Origin of the sequence: Streptomyces sp. NPDC087845 (assembly GCF_044742755.1) — a bacterium.
GTDB lineage: Bacteria > Actinomycetota > Actinomycetes > Streptomycetales > Streptomycetaceae > Streptomyces.
In genome coordinates, this window is the sequence record NZ_JBIUVC010000011.1 from 243,421 (window position 1) to 267,610 (window position 24,190).

The following is a 24,190-nucleotide window of genomic DNA, read 5'->3' on the forward strand; positions in this document are numbered from 1 at the left end:
CCCCGCCCCCGCGCCACCCCGCACACCCCCCCCCCCCCCCGCGGGGGTGGCTTGCGCGCCCGCCTCTCTCGGGGGGGGGGCCGCACCGGGGGGGGCGCCCCCCCACCGCCGTTCGAACAACCGGGAAACAGGCCGCTGCTGCGGCCTGCCGCCTACTTCTCCCGCTGCTTGCGCCAGCGGATGCCCGCCTCCAGGAAGCCGTCGATCTCGCCGTTGAAGACCGCCTCCGGATTGCCCATCTCGAACTCCGTACGCAGGTCCTTGACCATCTGGTACGGGTGCAGGACGTACGACCGCATCTGGTTGCCCCAGGAGTTGCCGCCGTCACCCTTGAGGGCGTCCATCTTGGCCTGCTCCTCCTGGCGGCGCCGCTCAAGGAGCTTCGCCTGGAGGACGTTCATCGCGGACGCCTTGTTCTGGATCTGCGAGCGCTCGTTCTGGCAGGAGACGACGATGCCGGTCGGGAGGTGGGTCAGGCGCACCGCGGAGTCCGTGGTGTTGACGCCCTGGCCGCCGGGGCCCGACGAGCGGTACACGTCGACGCGCAGCTCGGACTCGTCGATCTCGATGTGGTCGGTCTGCTCGACCACGGGCAGCACCTCCACGCCCGCGAAGGACGTCTGGCGGCGGCCCTGGTTGTCGAAGGGCGAGATCCGGACGAGCCGGTGCGTGCCCTGCTCGACGGAGAGCGTGCCGTAGGCGTACGGCACCTGGACAGCGAAGGTGGTCGACTTGATGCCGGCCTCTTCCGCGTACGACGTCTCGTAGACCTCGGTCTTGTATCCGTGCCGCTCGGCCCAGCGGATGTACATGCGCTGGAGCTTCTCGGCGAAGTCCGCGGCGTCGACGCCGCCGGCCTCGGCGCGGATGTTGACCAGGGCCTCGCGGGAGTCGTACTCGCCGGAGAGGAGCGTACGGACCTCCATCTCGTCCAGCGCCTTCCTGACCGACTCCAGCTCGGACTCGGCCTCGGCCAGGGCGTCGGCGTCGCCCTCGTCGTGGGCGAGCTCGAAGAGGACTTCGAGATCGTCGATCCGGCCGCGGAGGGCCTCGGTCTTGCGGACCTCGGCCTGGAGGTGCGAAAGCTTGCTGGTGATCTTCTGCGCCGCCTCCGGGTCGTCCCAGAGGGAAGGCGCGGCCGCCTGCTCCTCGAGCGCGGCGATGTCCGCCCTCAGCGCATCCAGGTCCAGGACGGCCTCGATCGACCCCATGGTGGAGGAGAGGGACTTCAGCTCTTCGGAAATATCGACGACTGCCACGGGTCCAGCGTAACGGCTGTCGGCGCGGACATTCCTCGGGCCGCATGATCACGACTCGGTGACCGTGCGCGCGAGACCCCCGCGGGCCGTACGGCGACGGGGGTGCCCGCCGGTTTCCCCCTCCGGCCCCGCACACCGCCGAAAGCCGCCGGGAGCCGCCTGCGGGCCCCGGCTCAGGGCGCTCCGGGTGCCGAGTTCTTCGTGTCCTGCGCGGGCGCGTCCGTGCTGTCGCCGCCCAGTGCGAGCCAGCCGCCCACGCCGAGGGCCACCACCAGCACCAGCGCCGCGGCGCCCAGCGTCAGCCGGCGCTTGCGGACGGCGGCGGACTTGTTGCGGGCCGAGCCGGGCCGGGGCCGGCCCGGGGAGCGGGGCGCCCGCGCGGTGCCCCGGGGGCCGCCGGAGAGCTCGTCGGGGGCCGGGACGCGCATGCTCGTGTGGGTGTCGCGGTTGGAGTCGGCGGACGAGCCGGGGACCAGGGGCACCGCGCCGCGGCGGCGGGGTTCCTCGGGCGCGGGGGTGTACTGCTGCTCGTCGTACGTCCGCGGCTCCGGTTCGGTCTCCGGCTCGTCCACGTCCAGCGGCGGGATGCCGGCCAGCTGCGGGAGCTGCTCGCGCAGCCGGGCCGCGAGCTCGGAGGCGCGCAGCCGGGAGGCCGGGGCCTTGGCCAGGCACTGGATCAGGAGCTGCCAGAGTTCCTCGGGGATGCCCGGGAGGGGGACGACCGTCTCCGTGACGTGCCGGCGCAGGACGGCGCCGGGGTGTCCGCCGCCGAAGGGTGTGAAGCCGGCGAGGAGTTCGTACAGGACTGTGGCGAGGGCGTAGATGTCCACCGCGGCGCGCGGCGGCAGCCCCTCGACTATCTCGGGGGCCAGGTAGTCCGGCGTGCCGATGATCTTGCTTGCCTTGGTGCGGCGCGGGGTGTCGATCAGCTTGGCCACGCCGAAGTCGGTGAGCAGCGCCGGGTGCGAGCCGCCGGGGCCGAGCGGTCCCTCCATGTCGAGCAGGATGTTCTCCGGCTTGACGTCGCGGTGGACCACTCCGGCGGCGTGCGCGGCGGCCAGGCCGTCGGCGACGTCCGCGATGATCGCGACGGCGGCCTCGGGCGCGAGACGGCGTTCGCGGTCGAGGCGGGTGCGCAGGTCCGTGCCGCGGACCAGGTTCATGACCAGTGCCAGGTCGTTGCCGTCCACCACGAGGTCGCGGACGGCGACCACATGGGGGTGGTCCAGTCCGAGCAGGGCGGTGCGCTCCTGGACGAAGCGGCCCACGAGCTCCTGGTCGGACGCGAGGTCCTCGCGGAGCAGCTTGATGGCCACCGGGCCCTCGGGCCCGTCGCCGAGCCACACCGTGCCGGCGCTGCCGCGCCCCAGGATCTGGTGGGCGGTGTACCGGCTGCCGATATTCCGTGCCAAGACTGCTCCCTCAGCGGCTGGCGATGGACCGTCGCTCATGACCCCCGGTCGACAAAGTTACGCGTCGATCGGGGGGTTGAGTGCCCGGGATGGGGCCAACCCTCACTTCCGCGGGCGAATTGCGGGGGAAACTGGCCCACGGAAGTCGATATAGCTACAGAGTTGATGATGTGCCGGCGACTCAGGAGCCGCTGCCGCCACCCAGTTGCGAGACCCAGTCGGTCACGCTGGAGAAGGCGTCGCTGATCGCCCGCCAGAAGCTCTTGCCCTGGCCGATCCAGTCCTGCAGCGGCGTCAGTTCCCAGATCAGCCAGCCCGCGACGAACAGCAGCACCAGAGTGAACAGGCAGCCCTTGAGGCAGCCGAGGCCGGGAATCCTCATCGGGTTGGCACTGCGCTGCCTCGGCTCGCGGGGCTGCCGCGGCGCCGGCTGCTGCGGCGGTGGCTGCTGGGGCTGCTGCGGCGGCGCGTACTGCTGGCGCTGGTACTGCTGTTGAGGCTGGTGCTGGGGTTGCGGCTGGTACTGCTGCTGCCGGGGCTGGGGGTACTGCTGCGGCTGCTGGTACTGCTGATGCTGCGGCGGCTGCTGCTGTCGCTGGGGCTGCCGCGGCTGCTGCTGCGGCTGGGGCCGCTGGGGGCGGCGGCGCAGCGGGTCCTGGTCCGGGTCGAGGTACTGGACCTGCGTCGGCTCGTTGCGGTCGCGGGCCGCCTGGAGCTGGGACTGCCAGGGGTGCGGCCCCTCGGGCTGCGGGGGGCCGTCGGGGTGCGGCGGTACGGGCGGCATGACCGAGGTCGGGTCGGCGTGCCCGCCCGCGCCCGGGCCGGGGGCGTGCTGCATGACGCTGGTCGCGGCGTTCGGGTCGTACGAGCCCGCGTTGCTCGGCAGCACCTGTGTCGGGTCGGCGGCGCCGGGGGTCCCCGGCACGGCCGCGGGCGCCGGGTCGGGCGCGAGCAGGGCGCCCACGCCGTCGGCCGCCGCGATCTGGGCGGCGTTGGCGTGCACGCCGATGCCGGCCGCGACGGTGCGCAGTCCGCGGGCCAGGTTCTCGGCGCTGGGCCGCCGGTCCGGGTCCTTGCTCAGGCAGCGCTCTATCACCGTCCACAGCGGCGCCGGGACGGTGGTGGGGCGGCGGGGCTCCTCGCTGAGGTGCCGGTGCAGGACTTCGAGGGCGGTGCCGCCGGCGAACGGCGGGCGGCCGGTGACCAGCTCGTACAGCAGGATGCCCGCGCCGTAGATGTCGACGGCGGAGGTCTGCGGGCGGCCCTCGGCGGACTCGGGCGCCACATAGGCGGGTGTGCCGACGAACTCGTGGGTCCGGGTGAGCCCCGGGGAGTCCGCCAGGCGCGCGATGCCGAAGTCGGTGAGCATCGGGTGCATCTGGCCGTCGCGCTCGTCGAGCAGGACGTTGGCGGGCTTCAGGTCGCGGTGGACGACGCCGTCGGCGTGGCTGGCGGCGAGCGCGTCCGCGATCTGCGCGGTGAGCAGCGCGGCGGCGACCGGGGTGAGCGGGCCGTTCTCGCGGAGGTAGCGGTGCAGGTCCGGGCCGTCGACCAGGTCCATGACGAGGGCGAGGAGATCGCCCTCGACGACCAGGTCGCGGGTGCGCACGATGTTCTCGTGGGTGAGCCGGAGCAGCACCGAGCGCTCGCGCAGGAACCGCATCACGATGTCCGCGTCGTTGGCGAGCTCTTCCTTCAGGACCTTGATCGCCACGGTCTCACCGGGCTGGCCGGCGACGGCCGCCTCGGCACCTGCGGTCTCCCGCTGGCGGGCACGCCAGACGGTGCCCGTGGCGCCGCGTCCCAGCGGCTCCTCGAGCAGGTACTTGCTGCCTACCGGCCGCACGTCATGCGCTCCCTGCGATCGTGGTGCTTGCGGTGCTCCCGGACACACCCGGGAGTTCCGGCCCACTCTAGTGGGGTGACCGGCGGGGTCGGGCCGCTCCGTCCGGTTGCCGTCGCCCGCCCTGTCCGCTGTGCCCGAGTGCCTCCCGGGGGAGGTAACGGCCGGTTGCGGAACAAGACGCTCACACCGGGCGGATGGTTGCCGCACACACGTGCGACGAACCGTGCCGGACACGCACCGTGAACGGTTCCGACGTGACGCAAAAGCTTCCCAGCAGGCATGGGGGAGCCTCCCAAGCAGGCACGTATGGGCGTACAGCCGACCTTTCATGATCACTTAGCGGTGGCCCCCGGGCGTGTTGTCAGTGGCAGGTGCGAGGATGCCTCCAGCACGGACTGTGGGGTAGGGAGCCCCGCGGTACGTGACGAACCTGTACCGGACGACGCGTCCGTGTCGGGTGGGGGGAATCACAGGGCGTTTCCCCTGCCCGGCGCCCCGCGCAGAAGGGACCGCTGACGGCGATGCAGATCCGGCTGACCGTCCTCGCGCCGCGCAGCGGCCAGACCCCGGCGCGCGCCTGCGACGTGCTGGTCACCGCCCCGTCGGGGACGGCGCTCGCCACCGTGGCGTCCCATCTGGCCGCGGCCGTCTCCGGGCCGGACGGCTCGCTCGGCAGCGGCGCGGTGGTGCTGTTCGCCGGGCGCGAGCGGCTCGACGCGCAGCGGTGCGCGCTGGGTGAGCCCCCGCTGGTCGACGGAGCGGTGGTCTCGCTCCAAATCCCGGGCGAGGACGAGGCGGCGGACGACGCCGTCCCGGCGCAGCTGCACGTGGTCGCGGGGCCCGACGCGGGCGGGGTCCATCTGCTGCACGGCGGCCGGATCCGGATCGGCCGCTCCGCCGACGCGGACGTCCCGCTCGACGACCCCGATGTGTCCCGGCTGCACTGCGCGGTGACGGTCTCCGCGGACGGCCTGGTCTCGGTGGCCGACCTGGGCTCCACCAACGGCACCTCGCTCGACGGCACGGAGGTACGCGACCGCCCGGTCCGCCTGCGGCCCGGTGATCTGCTGCGGCTCGGCGAATCGACGCTCCGGCTGACCTCCGGCGCGCGTACGCCGACGCTGCCGACCGCCCCGGACGGCGAGGGGCATCTCCGGGTGTCCGGTACGGCGGGCGCCGCCGAGGGGTGCGGCTCCGGCCACGGGTACGCCCCGGCCGCCGCCCCCGGCTCCGGGCCCGCCGCGCACGCAAGGCCCGGCGACCGCCATGCGTACGGGAGCGGCGAGGACGGGCCTGCCGACACCCGCCGCCCGTCCGTCCCCGGGCTTCCGGCCCGCGCCCCGGGGGAAGAGGCGCCCCGGCGCGGCGGGATAGGCGCCTGGGCGCGCAGACTCGCGGGCAACAAGGGCGAGCCGGTCCACGAGGCGGCGCCCGACGAGACGGGCGCGGCCGCGCAGCCCTTCACGGCCGCCGCCCCCGAGGCGCCCGCGAGGGGCGCCGGGGAGAGCACCTGGCCCGACCCCGCGGCCGTGCTGCTGACCGCGCTCGGCCCCGGCCCCCGGCTCTGGGAGCGCGACACCGCGCACCCGGAGGCGCTCGTGGTGCGCCTGGGGACGACGGACCGGGCCGAGCTGCCCGCCGTCCCGGTGACCGTGGGGCTCCGGGAGGCCGGTTCCCTCGGGCTCGCCGGGCCGCGGACCCGGCTGGCCGGACTCGCCCGCTCGACGGTCGCGCAGCTCGCCGCGCTGCACTCCCCCGCCGATCTGGAGATCGTGCTGATCAGTACGGACCGCGCCCGCACCGCGGACGAGCGCAGGCGCGAGTGGGCCTGGCTCGGCTGGCTGCCCCACCTGCGCCCGATGCACGGCCAGGACTGCCGGCTGCTCCTCGCCTACGACCGCGAGCAGGCCCTCGCCCGTACGGCGGAGCTGGTGCGCCGGCTGGACGAGGGGCCGCTCGGGCCCGGCTGGCCGAGCCTGGACCGGGACACGGTCGCCGAGGCCGCCGCGCGGTACGCGGGGCCGTACACCGTGGTGGTCGTCGACGGCGACCCCGGCTCGGCGGTGCTGCGCGAGAACACCGCCCGGCTGGCCTCGGCCGGCTCCGCCGCCGGAATCCATCTGATCTGTCTGGCCGAGACCCCGGCCGCCACACCCACCTCGCCGGTCGCGGCGACGTACGAGGCTGCCTGCCACGCCTCGATCGCGTTCCGCGAGTGCGGGGCCGTGGCGATGCTGAGCGGCGATGTGGCGACGGCCCTGCGGCTGCTGCGCACGGCGGACGGGCGGGCCGCGGGCCGCGGCACGGTCGCGACCGTGGACGCGGTGTCGGCGCACTGGGCCGAGCGGTTCGGCCGGGCGCTGGCCCCGCTGCGCACGGAGGGTTCGGTGACGGCCCACGGCCGGCCGGCCTCGGCCGCGCTCCCGAGGACGGCCCGCCTGCTGGACGAACTGGGCCTGGCCCGCGCCACCCCGGCCTCCCTGATGGCCCGCTGGGCCTCCACCGCCGACGACCAGCCCGGCGCCACGGTCCGCGGTTCGGGCCGTACGGAGTACCCGCGCGGCGCGAGCTCCCGCGTGGGCGCCCAGCGCACGGGCGGCGGCCCGGGACCGGACGCCCCGGGACCGGGGCGCACCCCGTACCCCGGCAGCGATACCACCACGCACGTCGGCACGGTGAGCCACGGCCTCGCGCGCGACGAGGGCCACGACACCCGCGGCTCCGGGCGCACCCCGTACCCCGGCACCGCCGCGCCCCGTGTCAGCGGCGGGCGTTACGGCGGCTCGCCCGGGGGCACCCCGAGCTCCCGCACCGTTCCCGGGTCCGGTTCCTGGGGCGGCGGTGATGTCCAGGGCGCCGACGGCCTCCGTCCGGGCGGGTCCGGCCGGAGCACGAACCGGGTCAGCGGGCCGCGCGGCAACGACACGCCCCAGATCGCGGCGCGGGCCGCCGTGGACCCGGGGACGGGCACACCCGCGCCCGCCTCCGCCTCCGCGCCCGCCTCCGCCGAGGGCACCGTCCTCGTGGCCGCCGGGCGGCCCGTCGTGGTGCTCGGGGCCGGGCCCCGGGGCGCGGTCAGCGTGGATCTGTCGGAGGAGGGCCCGCATCTCCTCATCGAGGGTCCGGCCGGCAGCGGACGTACGGAGTTGCTGCGGGCCGTCGCCGCCTCGCTGGCCGCGGCCGCCCGGCCCGACCTGCTGGGCATACTCCTGGTCGACGGCGCCGGTGGCGAGCGCGGCGAGAGCCTGCGCCCGTGCACCGAGCTCCCGCACGCGTTCACGCATCTGGTGGCCTGCGACCCGGTACGGATGCGGGAGTTCGCGCAGGCGCTGGGCGGCGAGCTGAAGCGGCGCGCCGAGCTGCTCGGCCCGTACGACTTCACCGAGTGGCACCACCGGCACGAGGTGGCGCAGCGGATGGTCGGTCAGCGCCCGCCGACCGCCGCGGAGCAGCGCGGTGACGTGGACTCCGCGATGAGCGGGACACTCCGGCTGCGCCCCGCCGCCGCACGGTCCGCGGAGTCCGGTCCGTCCCCGCTGCCCCGGCTCGTCGTCCTGGTCGACGACTTCGACGCGCTGGTCGCCCCGGCGCTCGGCAGCCCCGGCCGCCCCGCCGCCGGTTCGGTCGTGCGGGCCCTGGAGGCCGTGGCCAGGGAGGGCGGCCGGCTCGGCGTGCACCTGGTCGCGACGTCCGCCCGCCCCGACCGCACCGAAGACACGGATCTGGCCCACGGGGCCCGGCTGCGCATCGTGCTCGACGCCCCGGTCGTCCCGCCGTCACCGGAGGATCCGGCGCCCGGACGCGGCCGGCTGGGACATCCGGACGGGCGGGTGACCCCGTTCCAGGGCGGCAGGGTGACAGGACGCATTCCGCGTACGGCGACCCAGCGCCCCACCGTCGTCCCGCTGGAGTGGGAGCGGATGGGCGATCCGCCGACCCGGCGCCCGGTGCGCGAGCTGGGCAACGGCCCGACGGACCTGGCGCTGCTGGCCAGTGCGCTGGAGCGGGCGGCCCGGTCGGTGAACGCCGAGCCGATAGCCCCGTTCGGGTCCGTCCCTTCCTGAGCCACGGCCCCGAACACGTACTGACATCACGTCACGAGCCCATCACGATCAAGGAGTTGAGGCCGGGAGCGGTATTGCGGCGCTCGTACACCCGGCGTAGGACTGTGCGCACACGACGATGTGAGAGACGGGGCAGCGATGCGCACAACCCTTCGGATCAGCAGGGCCGCCATGGCGTTCACCGCCATCGGCGCACTGGCCCTCACCGGCTGCAGCGACGACGGCGGCGGCGGAAAAGGCACGTCGGACAAGGACTCCGAGGGCGGCAAGGAGAGCTCGTCGAGCGTCGTACTACCGAAGCTGGACGGTGAGAAGCTCTCGGTCGCGGCGGTCTGGACCGGGGCCGAGCAGGCCAACTTCGTCAAGGTCCTCAAGGAGTTCGAGAACCGCACGGGTGCGAAGGTCACCTTCGTCCCGGCGCAGGACCCGATCGTCAACTTCCTCGGTACGAAGATCGCGGGTGGTCAGCCGCCGGACGTCGCGATGATCCCGCAGGTCGGCGCGGTCCAGCAGGCCGCGCGGAAGAAGTGGGCCAAGCCGGTCGGCGCCGAGGCCAAGGCCCAGCTGGCCAAGAACTACGCGAAGGTCTGGCAGGATCTCGGCGCGGTTGACGGCACCCAGTACGGCGTCTACTTCAAGGCCGCCAACAAGTCCCTGGTCTGGTACAACACCAAGGCGTTCGAGAACGCGGGCGCGTCCGAGCCGAAGACCTGGAAGGACTTCCTGGCGACGGCCGAGACGGTCTCCGCCTCCGGTGTCACCCCGGTCTCCGTCGGTGGCGCGGACGGCTGGACGCTCACCGACTGGTTCGAGAACATCTACCTCTCCCAGGCGGGCCCGGAGAAGTACGACCAGCTGGCCCAGCACAAGATCAAGTGGACGGATCCGTCCGTCAAGGACGCGCTGACCACGCTCGCGCAGCTCTTCGGCAAGCCGTCACTGATCGCGGGCGGCGCCGACGGCGCGCTGCAGACCGAATTCCCGGCCTCGGTCACCCAGACCTTCACCGGCGGCGACCAGCCCAAGGCCGCGATGGTCTTCGAGGGTGACTTCGTGGGCGTCAACATCGCGCAGACGAAGGCGAAGATCGGGACCGACGCCAAGGTGTTCCCGTTCCCGGCGGTCGGCGCCGAGTCCCCCGTCGTGACGGGTGGCGACGCGGCGGTGGCCCTGAAGGACGGCAAGGGCGCCCAGGCCCTGCTGACCTGGCTGGGCTCGACCGACGCGGCGAAGATCATGGCCGAGCAGGGCGGGTTCATCTCGCCGAACAAGGCCCTGGACGCCGCCGCGTACCCGAACGAGGTGCAGCGCACGATGGCGAAGGCGCTGATCGCGGCGGGTGACGCGGTCCGGTTCGACATGTCCGACCAGGCCCCGCAGTCGTTCGGCGGGACGCCCGGGAAGGGCGAGTGGAAGACCCTCCAGGACTTCCTGAAGAACCCGAAGGACATCACGGGGACTCAAGCGAAGCTGGAGTCCGACGCGGCCAAGGCATACAAGAGCTGACGCGATGACGACAGCCGCAGCGGGGGGCGCCGACGCGGTGCCCCCCGCCGACAAGCATCCGTCCGGCCGGCCACCGGTACCCGGGCCCAGGACGCCGTCCGACGGTCCGGCCGGCGGCCCCGGGCGCAGTCGCCGGAGCGTGACCGGCACCCGCCGGTTCATCGCGGCGCTGTTCCTGGCGCCCGCGCTGGTACTGCTGGGCGCGCTCGTGGTCTATCCGATCGTGTACTCCGTCTACCGGTCGTTCCTCGACCAGGCCGGGACGGGCTTCGCCGGATTCGACAACTACAAGGCGCTGTTCACGGACGACACCATCCGTACGGCGGTCAAGAACAACGCGATCTGGGTCGTACTCGCGCCGACGGTCTCCACGGCTCTCGGGCTGATCTTCGCGGTGCTGACGGAACGGATCCGCTGGGGCACGGCGTTCAAGCTGGTCGTCTTCATGCCGATGGCGATCTCCATGCTCGCGGCCGGCATCATCTTCCGGCTGGTGTACGACGCGGCCCCGGAGCGCGGGATCGCCAACGCCGTATGGGTGGGTGTGCACGACACGTTCACCGAGTCGGCGGGCTACCCGAAGGCGCATCCGCTGCCCGTCCACCCGCTCAAGGCGGGCGGCGGCGGCTCGTTCGTCACCAAGGCGCCGGTGCGGGCCGGACAGCCGGTGCTGCTGCCGCTGGTCGGTGTGGCACCGGCGAAGATGCCGAAGGACGCCGAGCCCGCGAAGGCGGCGAAGGCCGGCTCCGGGGAGATCACCGGGACCGCCTGGCTGGACTTCACCAGGGGCGGCGGCGGCCGGCCGAACGTCATCGACGCCAAGGAGCTGGGGCTCAAGGGCATCAAGGTCGAGGCGGTCAAGGAGGGCGAGGTGGTGGCCTCGGCGACAGCGGGCGCGGACGGTACGTTCACCCTGCCCGCCGCGGCCGACGGTGCCGAACTCCGGCTCCCGGCCTCGAACTTCAAGGAACCGTACAACGGGGTCGAGTGGCTCGGCCCGACCCTCGTCACCCCGGGGATCATCGGTTCCTACGTGTGGATGTGGGCCGGATTCGCGATGGTGCTGATCGCGGCGGGCCTGGCGGGTCTGCCGCGTGAACTCCTCGAAGCGGCCCGGGTGGACGGCGCGAACGAGTGGCAGGTGTTCCGCCGGATCACGGTGCCGATGCTGGCGCCCGTCCTCGCGGTGGTGCTGGTCACGCTGATGATCAACGTGCTGAAGATCTTCGACCTGGTCTTCATCATCGCGCCCGGCTCCTCGCAGGACGACGCGAATGTGCTCGCGCTCCAGCTCTACCGCTCCTCGTTCGGCACGGACGCGGACCTGGGGATCGGCAGCGCCATCGCCGTACTCCTGCTGCTGCTGGTACTTCCGGTGATGTATGTCAACATCCGCCGGATCCGGAAGGAGGGGCGCCGATGACGACGCCGAACACGGCCGCGGCACCGGGCCCGGCCGCCGCGACCACGACAGCCGGAGCCGGACCGGCGAAGGCCGAGCGGTCCCTCGGTGCGCGCATCGCCGCCCGTACCGGCGGCGGCGCGATGCGGGTCTTCCTCGTCCTGGTGGGCCTGTTCTGGCTGATGCCGACCATCGGGCTGCTGCTCTCCTCGCTGCGCAGCGCGGACGACATCGCCTCGACCGGCTGGTGGAAGGTCTTCACGGCCCCGTCCCAGCTCACTTTCGACAACTACTCCCGGCTGCTGGACAATCCGACCATCACGCACTCCCTCCTCAGCACGGTCATGATCACCGTCCCGGCGACCGTTCTGGTCGTCGTGATCGGTTCCCTGGCCGGATACGCCTTCGCCTGGATGGAGTTCCCCGGTCGCGACTGGTGGTTCCTGGTGGTCGTGGGGCTGCTGGTGGTGCCGGTGCAGGTCGCGCTGGTCCCGGTCTCCAAGCTCTTCGGCGCGGTCGGGATCTTCGAGACGACCTTCGGTGTGGTCATCTTCCACACGGCCTTCGGACTGCCCTTCGCGATCTTCCTGCTGCGGAACTTCTTCGCGGAGATCCCGAGGGAGCTGCTGGAGGCGGCCAGGCTCGACGGCGCGGGCGAGATCCGGCTCTTCACCCGGGTCGTGATGCCGCTGGGCGGACCGGCGATCGCTTCACTCGGGATCTTCCAGTTCCTCTGGGTGTGGAACGACATGCTGGTCGCGCTGATCTTCGCCGACTCCGGTTCCCCGCCGATCACCGTGGCCCTGCAGCAGCAGGTGCGGCAGTTCGGCAACAACATCGACGTGCTGGCGCCCGGCGCCTTCGTGTCGATGGTGATTCCGCTGGCGGTGTTCTTCGCCTTCCAGCGCCAGTTCGTCTCCGGCGTGATGGCGGGCGCGGTGAAGTAGGCGGAGCGGAGCCGGTACGCACAGCTGTACGTCAACACGGGGCGGTCCTGTTGCTCACAACAGGACCGCCCCACCTGCCGTTTTGCGGATTTGCCATATTTTGACGTAACCCTGTCACTCCAACGGACGTTTGCGGACCGCCCGCCCGCGCTGCGAACGACCCATGGATGTGTTGTGCCCCGGTTCAGTGTCATCGTGCCCGCGTACCGGGTTCAGGCGTATCTGCACGAGAGCCTGGACTCGGTGCTGGCCCAGTCCTTCGAGGACTTCGAGCTCATCGCGGTCGACGACTGCTCCCCCGACGCCTGCGGCGCCGTCATCGACGAGTTCGCCGCCCGCGACCAGCGGGTACGGGCCCTGCACCTGCCGGAGAACGTGGGCCTGGGCCGGGCCCGCAACGCCGGGATCGCGCAGGCCACCGGCGACTACCTGATCTTCCTGGACAGTGACGACACCCTCGCCCCCGGCGCCCTGCGGGCCGTCGCCGACCGGATCCGGGCGACCGGGGAACCGGACGTCCTGGTCTACGACTACGCCCGCACGTTCTGGACCGGCGAGAGCGTACGCAACACCTTCGCCGAGCACCTCGCCGAGACCGGCCCCGCCACCTTCACGCTGGCCGGCCGCCCCGGGCTGCTGAAGGTGCTGATGGTCGTCTGGAACAAGGCATACCGCCGCGCGTTCGTCGAGGCCGAGGGGTTCACCTTCCCGCCCGGCTACTACGAGGACACCCCGTGGACGTACCCGGTGCTGATGGCCGCCCGCTCGATCGCGGTCCTCGACCGGGTGTGCGTCGGCTACCGGCAGCGGCGCCAGGGCAACATCCTGGCCACCACCAGCCGCAGGCACTTCGACATCTTCGAACAGTACGACCGGGTCTTCGCGTTCATCGACGCCCGACCCGGACTCGCGCCCTGGCGACCGGTGATCTACCGCAGGATGCTCGACCACTTCTGCACGCTGTTCACCGCCCGGGGCCGGCTGCCGCGCGACAGCCGGGCCGAGTTCTTCCGCCGGGCCCGCGCCCACTGCGGCCGCTACCGCGCCCCCGGCATTCCCGCCCCGCGCCGCGCCCGGCTGCGCCACGGCCTGATCCGGCTGGGCGCGCACCGCACCTACCGTGCGCTGTGGGCCGCGCAGTCGCTGCACAGCCGGCTGCGGAGGGCCGGCGCGGCCGTCCGCCGGGTGCTGCGGGCCGCCGCCCTCCAGGCGTACTACCGCGTCCAGTTGCGGCTGCCCGTCCAGGCGGACCGGGCGGTGTTCGCCGCGTACTGGCACCGCGGCTACGCCTGCAATCCGGCGGCGATCGAGGCGAAGGCCCGTGAGCTGGTCCCCGGTCTGCGGACCGCCTGGATCTGCCGCCCCGAGGACGCGCACACCGTGCCCGCGGCGACGCGCCGGATCACCCCCGGGACATACGGCTACTGGCGGGCGCTGGCCCGCTCCCGGTATCTGGTGAACAACGTCAACTTCGACCGGCGGCTGGTCAAGCGGCGCGGCCAGGTGCTGCTCCAGACCCACCACGGCACCCCGCTCAAGACCATGGGCCTCGACCTTCAGAACCGGCCGGCCGCGGCCCGCGGGACGGACTTCGGGCAGCTGCTGGCCAACGTCGACAAATGGGACTTCTCCCTCTCCGCGAACCGGCACTCCACCCTCGTCTGGGAGAGGGCCTATCCGTCCGCCTCCGCGAACTGCGTGATGCTGGAGTACGGATACCCCCGCAACGACATCTACCAGCGGGCCACCGCCGAGGACGTGGCGCGGCTGCGCGCGTCGCTCGGCATCCCCGAGGGCGCCCTGGCCCTGCTGTACGCGCCCACGCACCGCGACTACCGGCGCGACCAGCACCCCGGGCCCGACCTGGCACGCGTCCTGCGGGTCCTCGGGCCCGGCGCCGTGGTCCTGACCCGCGCGCACTATTCGTACGGGGACGTGCCGGCCGGCGAACCGCACCCGCGGATCATCGACGTCAGCGGCCATCCCTGCGTCGAGGCGCTCGCGCTCGCCTCGGACGCGCTGATCACGGACTACTCGTCGCTGATGTTCGACTACGCCAATCTGGACCGGCCCGTCGTCATCCACTGCGGCGACCGCGAGGCGTACGAAGCGGCCCGCGGCACCTACTTCGACCTGCACTCCTGCCCGCCCGGCGCGATCGCGCACAGCGAGGACGAGCTCGTCGACGTCTTCGCGACCGGCCACTGGCGCGGCGCCCGCTCGGCCCGGCTGCGGGAGGCGTTCCGGGAGCGCTTCTGTCCGTACGACGACGGGCACGCGGCGGAGCGGGTGGTGCGCCGGGTCTTCCTGGGCGACACGGCCGCACAGCCGCGCGCGATCCCGCCCGCCGAGCGGCGGCCGGCACCGGCGGCGGGCCGTCCGGCGCAGATCCCGGCCCCCGCCGCGGCCCCCGCGGACGCGCAGGCGCCCGCCGGCCTCGGCCTCGCCGCCGCCCGGCCCGCCAACCGCCCCTGAGCGCGGCCTCCCCTCCCCGCGCACCCGAGAATCCCGAGTCCGAGAAAGAGCCCGTATGCCCCGGCTGAGTGTCATCGTCCCCGTCCGCCGCGCCCGAGGGCAGCTGCGCGAGTGCCTGGAGTCGGTGCTCACGCAGTCGTTCACGGACGTCGAGGTGATCGGGGTCGACGACGGCTCGCCGGACGGTTCGGGGCTGCTCCTCGACGAGTTCGCCGCACGGGACAGCCGGGTGCAGGCCATCCATCTGCCGCCGGGGGCGGGCGCGGACGGCCGGCGCAACGCCGGGGCGGAGCGGGCCGTCGGCGACTACCTCCTCTTCCTGGAGGGCACCTTCGTCCACCTGCCGGGCGCCCTGCGGGCCGTGGCCGACCGGCTGGACGCCACCGGCGACCCCGAGCTGCTGCTGTTCGGCCATCACCGGCGCCCGTTCCGGGGCCGCCCCCGGCCGACCCGCTCGCTGGAACTGCTCGGTGAGCTGCCCGGCGGCCGGCTCACCCTCGCCGGCCACCCGGGGCTCCTGGACATCGCACCGGTCTCCTGGAACCGCGCCGTGCGCCGCACCCTCCACGAGGGCGAGAAGCTGGCCTTCGGGCCGGGGCAGCACGGGGAGCGGATGTACGCGCTCCAGACCCTGGCCGCTGCCGAGTCCGTCGCCGTACTCCCCGCCGCCTGTGTCGAACACCGCAGCCGGCGCCATCCGCCCGCCGTGGCCGACGCGGCGGAGCCGGTGGACGGCTCGACCCCGCACGAGCTCGTCGACGCGTACGCCGGTCTGATGGAGTTCGTACGGGAGCGGCCGCGCCTGGACCCCGTACGCACCCCGCTCTTCGAGCGGGCGATCCAGGAACTCCTCGCCGGGTACCCGGCGGTGAGGCGGCGGCGCAGACGCTACGTCCGGTCCGTGGCGGCGTTCCACCGCGCGCACCGGCCCGGGGGGCAGCGCTTCCCGGGCGGCGCCAAGGGGCTGCGGCCGCGGCTGATGGGCGGCGGCCGGTACGTCGCCCTCGGCGCCCTCGACACGGTCCTGGCCCTGCGCCGGAGCCTGCGGGCGGCGCCCGGCGCGGTCCGGGCACTGGCCAGGCGCACCCTGGCCGCGCGCTACTACTGGTGGCAGCGCAGGCTTCCGCTGGACCCGGGGCTCGCCGTCTACGCCGCGTACTGGAACCGCGGGGTGAGCTGCAATCCGGAGGCCGTCTTCCGCAAGGCCCGGGAGCTGGCCCCGCAGGTGCGCGGGGTGTGGGTGGTGTCGAAGAACCAGGTGGACACGGTGGACGGGGACATCGACCACGTGGTGCCGGGAACCCGCCGCTACTGGCGGCTGCTGGCCCGTGCGACGTACTTCTTCAACAACGTCAACTTCCCCGACCATCTGGTCAAACGCCCCGGCCAGGTGCATGTGATGACCCATCACGGCACCCCGCTGAAGATCATGGGGCTCGACCAGCAGGACTACCCGGCCGCGGCCCAGGGGCTGAACTTCGACCGGCTGCTCCAGCGCGTCGACCGGTGGGACTGGAGCGTCTCCGCCAATCCCCACTCCACCGAGGTGTGGGCCCGCGCCTATCCGGGCGCCGCGCGGTCCCTGGAATCGGGCTACCCGCGCAATGACGTCTTCGCGACGGCGACGGACGGGCAGGTCGCCCGGATCCGCGAGAGCCTCGGCATCCGGCCCGGCCGGCGCGCCATCCTGTACGCGCCGACGCACCGCGACTACGAGGCGGGCTTCGCCAGCCGGCTCGATCCCGTCCGGCTCTGCGAGGCGCTCGGCCCGGACACCGTGGTGATGGTCCGTGCCCACTACTTCTACGAGGGTGCCGGGCTGCCGGAGCACCCTTCGCTCCTCGACGTCTGCGGCCATCCGCGGATCGAGGAGCTCTGCCTGGCCGCGGACGCGCTGGTGACGGACTACTCGTCGGTGATGTTCGACTACGCCCATCTGGACCGCCCGATCGTGGTGCACGCCCCCGACTGGGAGACGTACCGCACGGTCCGGGGGGTCTGCTTCGATCTGCTGTCCGGCAAGCCCGGTGACACCCCCGGTGCGGTCTCCACCGACACCGAGGAGCTGGCCCGGATCTTCCTCGACGGCAGCTGGCAAAGCCCGGCGAACGAGGCGCTGCGGGCCGCTTTCCGGGCCCGGTTCTGTCCGTACGGCGACGGGCGGGCCGCGGAACGGGTCGTGCGCAGGGTGCTGCTGGGTCAGGTGGCGCCGGCCGGCGGACGGGCCTGAGGACGGGGCCCGTCCGGCGGCGGGCGCTCAGCGCTGCTGGCCGGCCATCACCGTGACGAGGCCGATGACCACGAGCAGCGAGCCGCCCCAGGTCCACATCGAGGTCCGCTCGTGCAGCACGGTCGCACCGGCCAGCACGATCAGCAGATACCCGAGGGCGTTGAACGGGTAGGCGATGGACAGCGGCACCTTGGCCAGGGTGGTCATCCAGGCGAGGGCGGACACCGCGAAGACCACCAGGCCGAGGACGACCCACGGGCTGGCAGCGGCACGCAGGGCGACGGACCCCCCGCCCTGGGCGGCGGCGGTCGCGGCGCCCTTCATCCCGTGCTTGAGCATGATCTGGCCGCCCGCCGACGAGAACACGGCGAACAGCAGCAGCAGCAGACTGGGGAGGGTCAAGACCTTGCTCCTGACTGCGGCGCCCGGGGTTCCGGACGCCGGGGCGGGGGTGGGACGGGGGGCGGCCGCCTCAGACGCCGACCCGGTCGGCAAGGGCGTACTGTCGGTTGAGGATGTCCTGTACATCGACGTGCTCTCCAGCGATGATCGTCTCGGCCGCGTGCGGGGTGAGCAGGGCGACGTGCTGATAGCCGAACAGCGTCGGCCGGATCCGGGTGAGCAGCTTCGACATCCCGCCGAGGACCGCGGGGAGCGGTCCGCCGCCGAGCAGCGCCCAGAACGGGGCCCCGGTGGAGGCGATGTGGAGGACGTCGTAGCCCGCGCTCCTGACCGTACGGCGCAGGCTGGCCCGGGTGAAGAAGCGCAGATGCGTTTCGTCGAGGATGCCGCGCCGGTCGTAGTCGAAGACCCCGAGCGCGACCCGCAGCCTGGAGTACCAGTGGCTGAAGTTCGGTACGGAGAGCAGCACATGGCCGCCGGGCCGCAGCACGGTGGCGACCTCGGCAAGCACCCGCTCGGGGCGCGAGAGGTGCTCGATGACATCGCCGGCGACCACGTAGTCGTAGTCGGCGCCGATCTCCACGGGCAGCCCCTCCTCCAGGTCGGCGAGGTGGAAGCGGGTGCATTTCTCGCGTACGCCGGGGACCTCGACGTAGTCCACGCCCGTCACCTCGTGGCCGAGGGCTTCGAGGCGCTCGGCGAACAGGCCGCCGGAGCAGCCGAGATCGAGGACCCGGCCGGGCGGGAGGGCCCGCATCTTCTCCAGGATGACGGCGTGCGAGGAGCCGTCGCCCTCCTTGAACGCGTACTCGACGGGTTTGGGGATCCAGGCGCAGGTGCCGAAACCCTTGACGGCGAGCCGGTATTCGAGGACGTCCTTGACGACGTCCTTCGCGTACTTCATGCCGTTGACGTAGCAGATCTCGTCGCCGTAATAGGTGGGGACGGGGATCTCCTTGATCCGCATTCCTTCGTTGAGCAGCTGCACGATGATCTGGGTGTCGAAGTCGAACGCGTCGGTGTTCCGGTGGATGGGCAGTTTCTTGAGTGCCGCGACACTGTAGGCGCGGTAACCGGAGTGGAATTCGGTGAGCCGCGAGCCGAGGAGGGTGTTCTCCACACGGGTGAGAATGCGGTTGCCGAGCCATTTGTACAGCGGCATGCCGCCCTTGAGCGCGGATCCGGATTTCATCATCCGTGAGCCGAACACGGCCTCGCATTCGCCGCGTTCGATCGGCGCCACCATCTCGGGAAGGAATTCGGGGGCGTACTGCCCGTCGCCGTGCAGCAGGACGACGATGTCGAGTCCGTGTTCGGCGGCCAGCGCGTATCCGGCCTTCTGGTTTCCGCCGTAGCCGAGGTTCTTGGTGTGCCGCATCACCACGGTCCGCGGCATCCCCTCCGTCTGCGACCAGCGGCAGCCCGCGGTGAAGGTCGCGTCGTGGCTCGCGTCGTCGAGGATGAGGACCTCGGCGACCTTGGACCGGAAGTCTTCCGGAATGCGGTCGAGGGTCCTCTCCAGCGTCGTCTCGGCGTTGTACGCGACCACCAGGATGCCGATCCTGGGGCTCGGGCTTTCCTTCACGGGGCGTTCTCCAGTGTGCTCGGTGCTCAGGGCTTGGCGGGAGCGGTCAGTTGACGGCGGAGCCGGTGGGCTGCGCGGTGCGGGGCGCCTTGACCAGGGGCCGCTCGGCGCAGGATTGCGGGGGCACGGCCGCCGGCGCGGCGAGGATCTTGCGGATTCCGCTGAGGAGGCCGGCGGCGAGGACGAACCAGCCGGCCTCGCCGAAGTGCAGCACCGTTTCGCTCCAGCGCACGGCCGAGCGCCCCTGGTAGCCGAGGACCGCCGTCAGGCCGAGCAGGCAGCCGTACGAGGCGCCTTCCCAGAACCCGATGACGAACAGCCCGGCGGCCGCCCAGGTCAGGTACTGCAGGGCGGACGCGGTGGAGAGCAGCAGCAGGAGGCCCATCGTGACGCCGACGACGCCGGGCAGCTGCGCGGGTCGCATCCAGGCGAGCCAGACCCCGGCCGCCACGCAGACCAGCACGAAGAGGAAGTGGCCCTGGCCCTGGACGAAGGTGATGAAGGACTGCGGCAGGCCGAGCGCGTCGGCGAACCGGACGAGACCCCACAGGCGGTAGCTGCCGCCCGCGTACTCCAGGACGTTCTCCTTGAGGTTCTGCGGCACGGTCACCAGGACCGGCCCCCAGACGAGGGCGATCAGGGCGGTGAACCCGGCGGTGAACCGGACGAGTGCGGGCCGGCCGGCCCGCAGCGCGACGACGAACAGCGCCGGGATCACCACCACCGGGATGAACTTGACGCTGATGGAGAGCGCCGCGGTCACCCCGGCGGCCAGCGGTGCCTTCCGGTCCACGAGCAGATGGGCGGCGGCCAGGGCGAACGTGATCGCGACCGCGTCGGTGTTGCCGTGATAGCCGGACGTGGCGATGAGTACGGGGCTGAGGGCCACGCCCGCCCCGCAGGCGACCGCCGTGCCGAGGGAGCCTCGCCGCCGCACGATTTCGAACACGATGAGCGCACAGCAGAAGTCGGCGATCGAGGCAGGTGATCTGATCAGCGTTCCGAACGGGATTCCGAGTTCGGAGAGCCTGTCCAGTCCGAGGAGCATCCAGCCGGCCAGCGGTGGGTGGTTGTAGACGGGAAGTCCGGGCAACGGCTGTTCGTAAATCCGAATGGGGCCGTAGCGCACGATGGCCCGCGCGAATCCATGAAAGATCCGCACGTCGGCCGGGCCCGGCATATTCGCCGCGATCAGCATTCGGATCAGGAGTCCGATGGCCGCGGCGATGAGCACCACCGTTCTTGCCCGTCGTACGTCCCAGTTCTCGCATCGCATTCGGATACCCATGAAAACAGAACGTAGCAACCAGAGGACGCTGAGCAACGCACCGTCGGCCATGCTTATGGGGATCGGACTTCGATGCCCCGTCCATGTGCGCAGACGTCCGAATTCCCGAATCACTCGAACGGTTCAGACGGCGCGGGCCGCCCCGGGGCCGCTGCCCGGCCGGTCAGGGCCGGGCGCGGTCCTGGAGCATCCGGTCGACCACCCCCGCCGCCGCGTGTCCGTCGTCCAGGTCGCAGAAGTCCCGGCGAAACGCCTCGTACGCCTGCGCGTGTCCCGCGGTGGCGCGCTCCGGGTCGCGCAGCGCCTCGATCAGCCCGTTGGAGCCGGGGATCAGCGGGCCGGGCGCGCGGGCCTCGAAGTCGAAGCAGAACCCGCGCAGGGTGTCGCGGTAGTGCGCCAGGTCGTAGGTGTGGAAGAGCATCGGGCGGCCGGTCTGGGCGAAGTCGAACATCAGCGAGGAGTAGTCGGTGACCAGTGCGTCGCTGATCAGCATCAGCTCGCCGACGTCCCCGTAGCGCGAGACATCACGGACGAAGCCGCTGCCGCTGTCCGGCAGGCGGTCGGTCACCAGGTAGTGGCGGCGTACCAGCAGGACGGTGTCCGCGCCCAGTTCGCGTTCGGCGGCGGCCAGGTCGAGCCGCAGGTCGAGGGCGTAGCGGCCGCCGCCCTGCGGCCGGTCCTCGCGCCAGGTCGGCGCGTACAGCACGACCCGCTTGGCCGCGGGGATGCCGAGCCTCTCCCGGACCGACGCGGCGACCTTGGTCCGGTCGGGGGCGTGGAACAGGTCGTTGCGGGGGTAGCCGCACTCCAGGACCTCGCCCCGGTAGCCGAACGAGCGGCGCAGGACGGGGGTGGAGAAGCGGTTCGGGGAGACCAGGACGCTCCACTGCCGGGCGCGCTGCTCGATGGAGGCGAGGTAGGCGGCGTTGGCGTGGGCGGTGCCCGCGAGGTCGAGGCCGATGCGCTTGAGGGGGGTGCCGTGCCAGGTCTGGACGACGCACTGGCCCTCGCGCCGCTCGAACCACTCCGGCAGCTGGGTGTTGGTGACGAGGTGGCGGCTGGTGGCCAGGGCCTCGTGCCAGGCGGTGGAGCCGTGCTCGACGGCCGTGGCACCGGCCGGGACGCGGGCCTGCTGGTCGCTCACCACCCACAGATGCTCCGACTCGACGCCCCTGCGGGTCATTTCCTCATGGATGGCGCGGGGCGAGTCGGAGTACTGGCGGCCGTCGAAGCTGCTGTACAGCACGGTGTCGCGCAGGGGTGCGGTGCGTCGGCCCCGGTACGCCTCGCGCAGCAGCCGCTTGCCGCGCGCGCCGCGTTCGGCGGGGGTGAGCACCGATGCGCTGTTGATCAGCAGCTGGTCGTGGTAGCGCCGTTCGACGAGGTACGTCCGGCCGGTGAGGGTGCGGGCGGCCGGCAGGGCGCGGTGGGCGGCGGCCGGGATGCGCAGCGGGGCGTCGTACGCGTCGTCCCGGGCGCCCTTCTCGTGGAGGAAGAGGTACCAGTGGCCCTCGCCCAGCGGCGCCTTCCCGCCCGGTCCCTCAACGGCGTCCGGCCGGAGCGCGGCTCTGAACCGGCGTGCGCCGACGGCCCCGGAGAGGGTCAGGGGGAAGACGGCCTCCTCGCCGTGTCCGCTGTGCCGGGCCACCAGCTCGACGGGCCGCTGCGGGTCGTCGGGGAAGGTGCCCTCCAGGAGGAGTTGTCCGTCCTCCGTCCAGGTCGCCAGGTCGACGGCGGGCTGCACGGTGCGGTCGCTGATCAGCAGGTTGCCTCGCGAGCTCGCGGTGAGACCGAGCTCGCGCCGCCGGCCGCCGTCCCCGCCCAGCGGGTAGCGGCCCGGCGGTACGGGCCCCGGGACGTCGATCGGCGTCCTGCGCCCGTCCGGGCCGACGAGGTGCAGGCTGTACGGGACCTGCGCGGCATCCGCTCCCTCCCCCGCGCCCTCGCGGGCGTCGGCGAAGGCGGCGAGCGGGACGTCGGTGGTGAAGCGGCGCCATCCCGCCGCCGAGGGCACGGCCCCCTCGTGCACGGCCACCGGACAGTCGAAGGAGGTGCCGGAGGCCCGGTGGGTGAGGGCGAGGCGCAGCGGCCCCTTGCCGAGGCGGTCGCGGATCATGCCGTCGATCACCACGGTGGCGGCGCCGTCGCCCGTGTCGCCCGCGCGGTGCGTCTCGAAGCGGGCGTCGATCCGCTCGGCGTGCAGCACCAGCCTGCCGTTCTCGAAGGCGGGCACGATCCGGTGGTCGCCGTCGGGGCGGTGCGCGGGCGGCGGTGCGGCCGCCTCGTTCGTCGAGAGGTCGGAGCGGCGCAGCATGCCGTGTCCGGCGATGCCGATCTCCAGGCGCCAGGTGAGCCGCTCGACGCCGCCGTCGGCGCCGATGCGGAGCCTGGCCGGGTCGATGACGGTCTCGAAGCCGGAGCGGTCGTAGTCGTGCAGGCTCTGCCGGGAGCGGACGGTGGCCTCGGGGTCGGCGACCGTACGCAGCCGGAGCGGCACCACATGCCGTCGCCCCGCCCGCAGCCAGCCGGCCCGGAACTCGCTGCCGCGCGAGGTGGCGGGCAGGTTCCGGATGTAGGCGTACCCCTTGAGGTGCAGCCTGCCGCCCTGCCAGTGGGCGTCCCGCAGGCGGGCGGTGAGCGGCAGGTCCCGGTCGGTGACCCGCAGCACCGGGCGCGGCACCGGCCGGGTGAGGGCCGGGAAGGAGGCGCTGCGGCGGCGCACGCCCCGTACCGCGAACGCTCCCGGCTCGGCCTTGTCGGCGGCGAGCAGCGCCAGCAGTTCACCGGTCCGCCGCTCGCGCACGAGGTGCCACATCAGCCGCAGCCGCAGCGGGAGCGCGTCGAGGACGGCGGGGTCGACCTGGTCGGTGAACTCGTTGGCGTACGTGAGGAAGGCACGCCGGTACTCCTCGTCGCCGTCGGGCAGCGCCTCCATGAAGTACCAGAGGTCATGGGCGAGGACATGGGCCTCGTAGCGCCGCTTGTCGGCGGCGCCGCGGTGCTCGTCGAGGAAGGTGGAGACGCCCAGCACGTGCGAGGCCCGGTCCTGGACGCCGCGGACGACGGCACGGCGGGTGGTGATCGAGCCCGCGCGGTCGCGCCAGTGGTAGACGGCGTCCTTCAGTACGTCGACGGAGCGGGCCAGGAAATGGGCGGGCAGGACGACCGGGATGTCCTCGTAGAGGGCGCCGACCGGGAAGGCGAAGGCGTGTTCGTCCCAGAAGGACCGGCGGAAGACCTTGTTGCAGGCGATCCGGTCGGCCGCGAGGTCCCAGTCGCGGGAGATGTGGGTGCGCAGCCGGGTCGTCGCCATCGGTTTGCGGAAGTTGGGCGACTGCTGCAGCTTGCCGGAGGCCCGCAGCCGCAGCACGTTGCCGGACGCGAGGTCCGAGCCGGTCTCGTCCAGGGCGCCGACGAGGAGTTCGTACGCGCGGGGCGGCAGCACGTCGTCGCTGTCGACGAAGGCGAGATGGCGGGCGCCCGGGTCGCAGTGGCGGACCCCGGTGTTGCGGGCGTGTCCGAGGCCGCCGTTCTCCTGGCTCACCAGCCGGAACCGGCCGTCCTGTGCGGCGAACCCGGCTGCCAGGTCGGCACTGCTGTCGGTGGACCCGTCGTCGACCATCACCACCTCCAGGTCGCTCATGGTCTGCTCCGCGAGGGACTTCAGGCAGTCCGTCAGATAGAGCTCGACGTTGTGGACGGGTACGACGACACTGAGCCGTGGCGGCATGTTGAGCACGTCCGTTCATCGGGGGCCTGGTTGTCCGTACGGCT

13 protein-coding genes are annotated in these 24,190 nt (G+C 72.8%); 6 read left to right on the plus strand and 7 right to left on the minus strand.

The genetic code is table 11. From position 1 onward, the window contains the following. Positions 1-152 precede the first annotated feature (152 nt). The 3 genes from prfB to ACIOMQ_RS27765 form a co-directional block, all read right to left on the minus strand. A complete protein-coding gene (gene prfB, locus ACIOMQ_RS27755; RefSeq protein ID WP_362209438.1) occupies positions 153-1,259 on the minus strand; it encodes a peptide chain release factor 2 in 1,107 nt (368 codons plus the stop codon). A gap of 173 nt (positions 1,260-1,432) precedes the next feature. Further along, positions 1,433-2,671 carry a serine/threonine-protein kinase gene (locus ACIOMQ_RS27760; RefSeq protein WP_362209435.1) on the minus strand — a complete coding sequence of 413 codons (1,239 nt, stop codon included), beginning with the start codon at positions 2,669-2,671 and terminating at the stop codon, positions 1,433-1,435. 181 nt (positions 2,672-2,852) lie between these two features. Beyond that, positions 2,853-4,517, minus strand: a complete 1,665-nt coding sequence (locus ACIOMQ_RS27765; protein WP_362209432.1) for a serine/threonine-protein kinase — start codon at positions 4,515-4,517, stop codon at positions 2,853-2,855. Between the two features lie 521 nt (positions 4,518-5,038). Here ACIOMQ_RS27765 and ACIOMQ_RS27770 point away from each other — a divergent pair. The 6 genes from ACIOMQ_RS27770 (at position 5,039) to ACIOMQ_RS27795 (ending at position 17,141) form a co-directional block, all read left to right on the plus strand. Then, positions 5,039-8,581, plus strand: a complete 3,543-nt coding sequence (locus ACIOMQ_RS27770) for an FHA domain-containing protein (protein WP_402190814.1) — start codon at positions 5,039-5,041, stop codon at positions 8,579-8,581. A 138-nt stretch (positions 8,582-8,719) separates the two neighbouring features. Continuing rightward, positions 8,720-10,087, plus strand: a complete 1,368-nt coding sequence (locus tag ACIOMQ_RS27775) for an ABC transporter substrate-binding protein (RefSeq protein ID WP_362209426.1) — start codon at positions 8,720-8,722, stop codon at positions 10,085-10,087. Between the two features lie 4 nt (positions 10,088-10,091). Further along, positions 10,092-11,510, plus strand: a complete 1,419-nt coding sequence (locus tag ACIOMQ_RS27780) for a carbohydrate ABC transporter permease (protein ID WP_401268439.1) — start codon at positions 10,092-10,094, stop codon at positions 11,508-11,510. Continuing rightward, a complete protein-coding gene (locus tag ACIOMQ_RS27785; RefSeq protein WP_401268442.1) occupies positions 11,507-12,436 on the plus strand; it encodes a carbohydrate ABC transporter permease in 930 nt (309 codons plus the stop codon). The genes ACIOMQ_RS27780 and ACIOMQ_RS27785 overlap by 4 nt, the downstream gene beginning before the upstream one ends. Positions 12,437-12,610: 174 nt before the next feature. Further along, entirely contained in the window at positions 12,611-14,911 is a 2,301-nt protein-coding gene (locus ACIOMQ_RS27790) for a CDP-glycerol glycerophosphotransferase family protein (protein WP_402190818.1), read from the plus strand. Between the two features lie 55 nt (positions 14,912-14,966). After that, entirely contained in the window at positions 14,967-17,141 is a 2,175-nt protein-coding gene (locus tag ACIOMQ_RS27795) for a CDP-glycerol glycerophosphotransferase family protein (RefSeq protein ID WP_401268445.1), read from the plus strand. 27 nt (positions 17,142-17,168) lie between these two features. On the opposite strand, the gene ACIOMQ_RS27800 is transcribed toward ACIOMQ_RS27795, so the two are convergent. The 4 genes from ACIOMQ_RS27800 to ACIOMQ_RS27815 form a co-directional block, all read right to left on the minus strand. Next, a complete protein-coding gene (locus tag ACIOMQ_RS27800) occupies positions 17,169-17,543 on the minus strand; it encodes a hypothetical protein (protein ID WP_362209412.1) in 375 nt (124 codons plus the stop codon). Between the two features lie 70 nt (positions 17,544-17,613). Next, on the minus strand, positions 17,614-19,128 hold the full coding sequence (locus tag ACIOMQ_RS27805; RefSeq protein ID WP_401268447.1) for a methyltransferase domain-containing protein: 1,515 nt from the start codon (positions 19,126-19,128) through the stop codon (positions 17,614-17,616). A gap of 46 nt (positions 19,129-19,174) precedes the next feature. Beyond that, positions 19,175-20,416, minus strand: coding sequence for a hypothetical protein (locus ACIOMQ_RS27810; protein ID WP_362209406.1), 1,242 nt, complete (start codon positions 20,414-20,416; stop codon positions 19,175-19,177). Positions 20,417-20,579: 163 nt separating this feature from the next. Next, a complete protein-coding gene (locus ACIOMQ_RS27815; RefSeq protein WP_401756982.1) occupies positions 20,580-24,146 on the minus strand; it encodes a CDP-glycerol glycerophosphotransferase family protein in 3,567 nt (1,188 codons plus the stop codon). Positions 24,147-24,190 lie beyond the last annotated feature (44 nt).

Excerpts from the sequence above, each read along its gene's own strand:
- ACIOMQ_RS27770 (WP_402190814.1), top strand. The coding sequence starts at position 5,039 with ATGCAGATCCGGCTGACCGTCCTCGCGCCGCGCAGCGGCCAGACCCCG.
- ACIOMQ_RS27775 (WP_362209426.1), top strand. The coding sequence starts at position 8,720 with ATGCGCACAACCCTTCGGATCAGCAGGGCCGCCATGGCGTTCACCGCC.
- ACIOMQ_RS27780 (WP_401268439.1), top strand. The coding sequence starts at position 10,092 with ATGACGACAGCCGCAGCGGGGGGCGCCGACGCGGTGCCCCCCGCCGAC.
- ACIOMQ_RS27785 (WP_401268442.1), top strand. The coding sequence starts at position 11,507 with ATGACGACGCCGAACACGGCCGCGGCACCGGGCCCGGCCGCCGCGACC.
- ACIOMQ_RS27795 (WP_401268445.1), top strand. The coding sequence starts at position 14,967 with ATGCCCCGGCTGAGTGTCATCGTCCCCGTCCGCCGCGCCCGAGGGCAG.
- ACIOMQ_RS27810 (WP_362209406.1), bottom strand. The coding sequence starts at position 20,416 with ATGGGTATCCGAATGCGATGCGAGAACTGGGACGTACGACGGGCAAGA.
- ACIOMQ_RS27815 (WP_401756982.1), bottom strand. The coding sequence starts at position 24,146 with ATGCCGCCACGGCTCAGTGTCGTCGTACCCGTCCACAACGTCGAGCTC.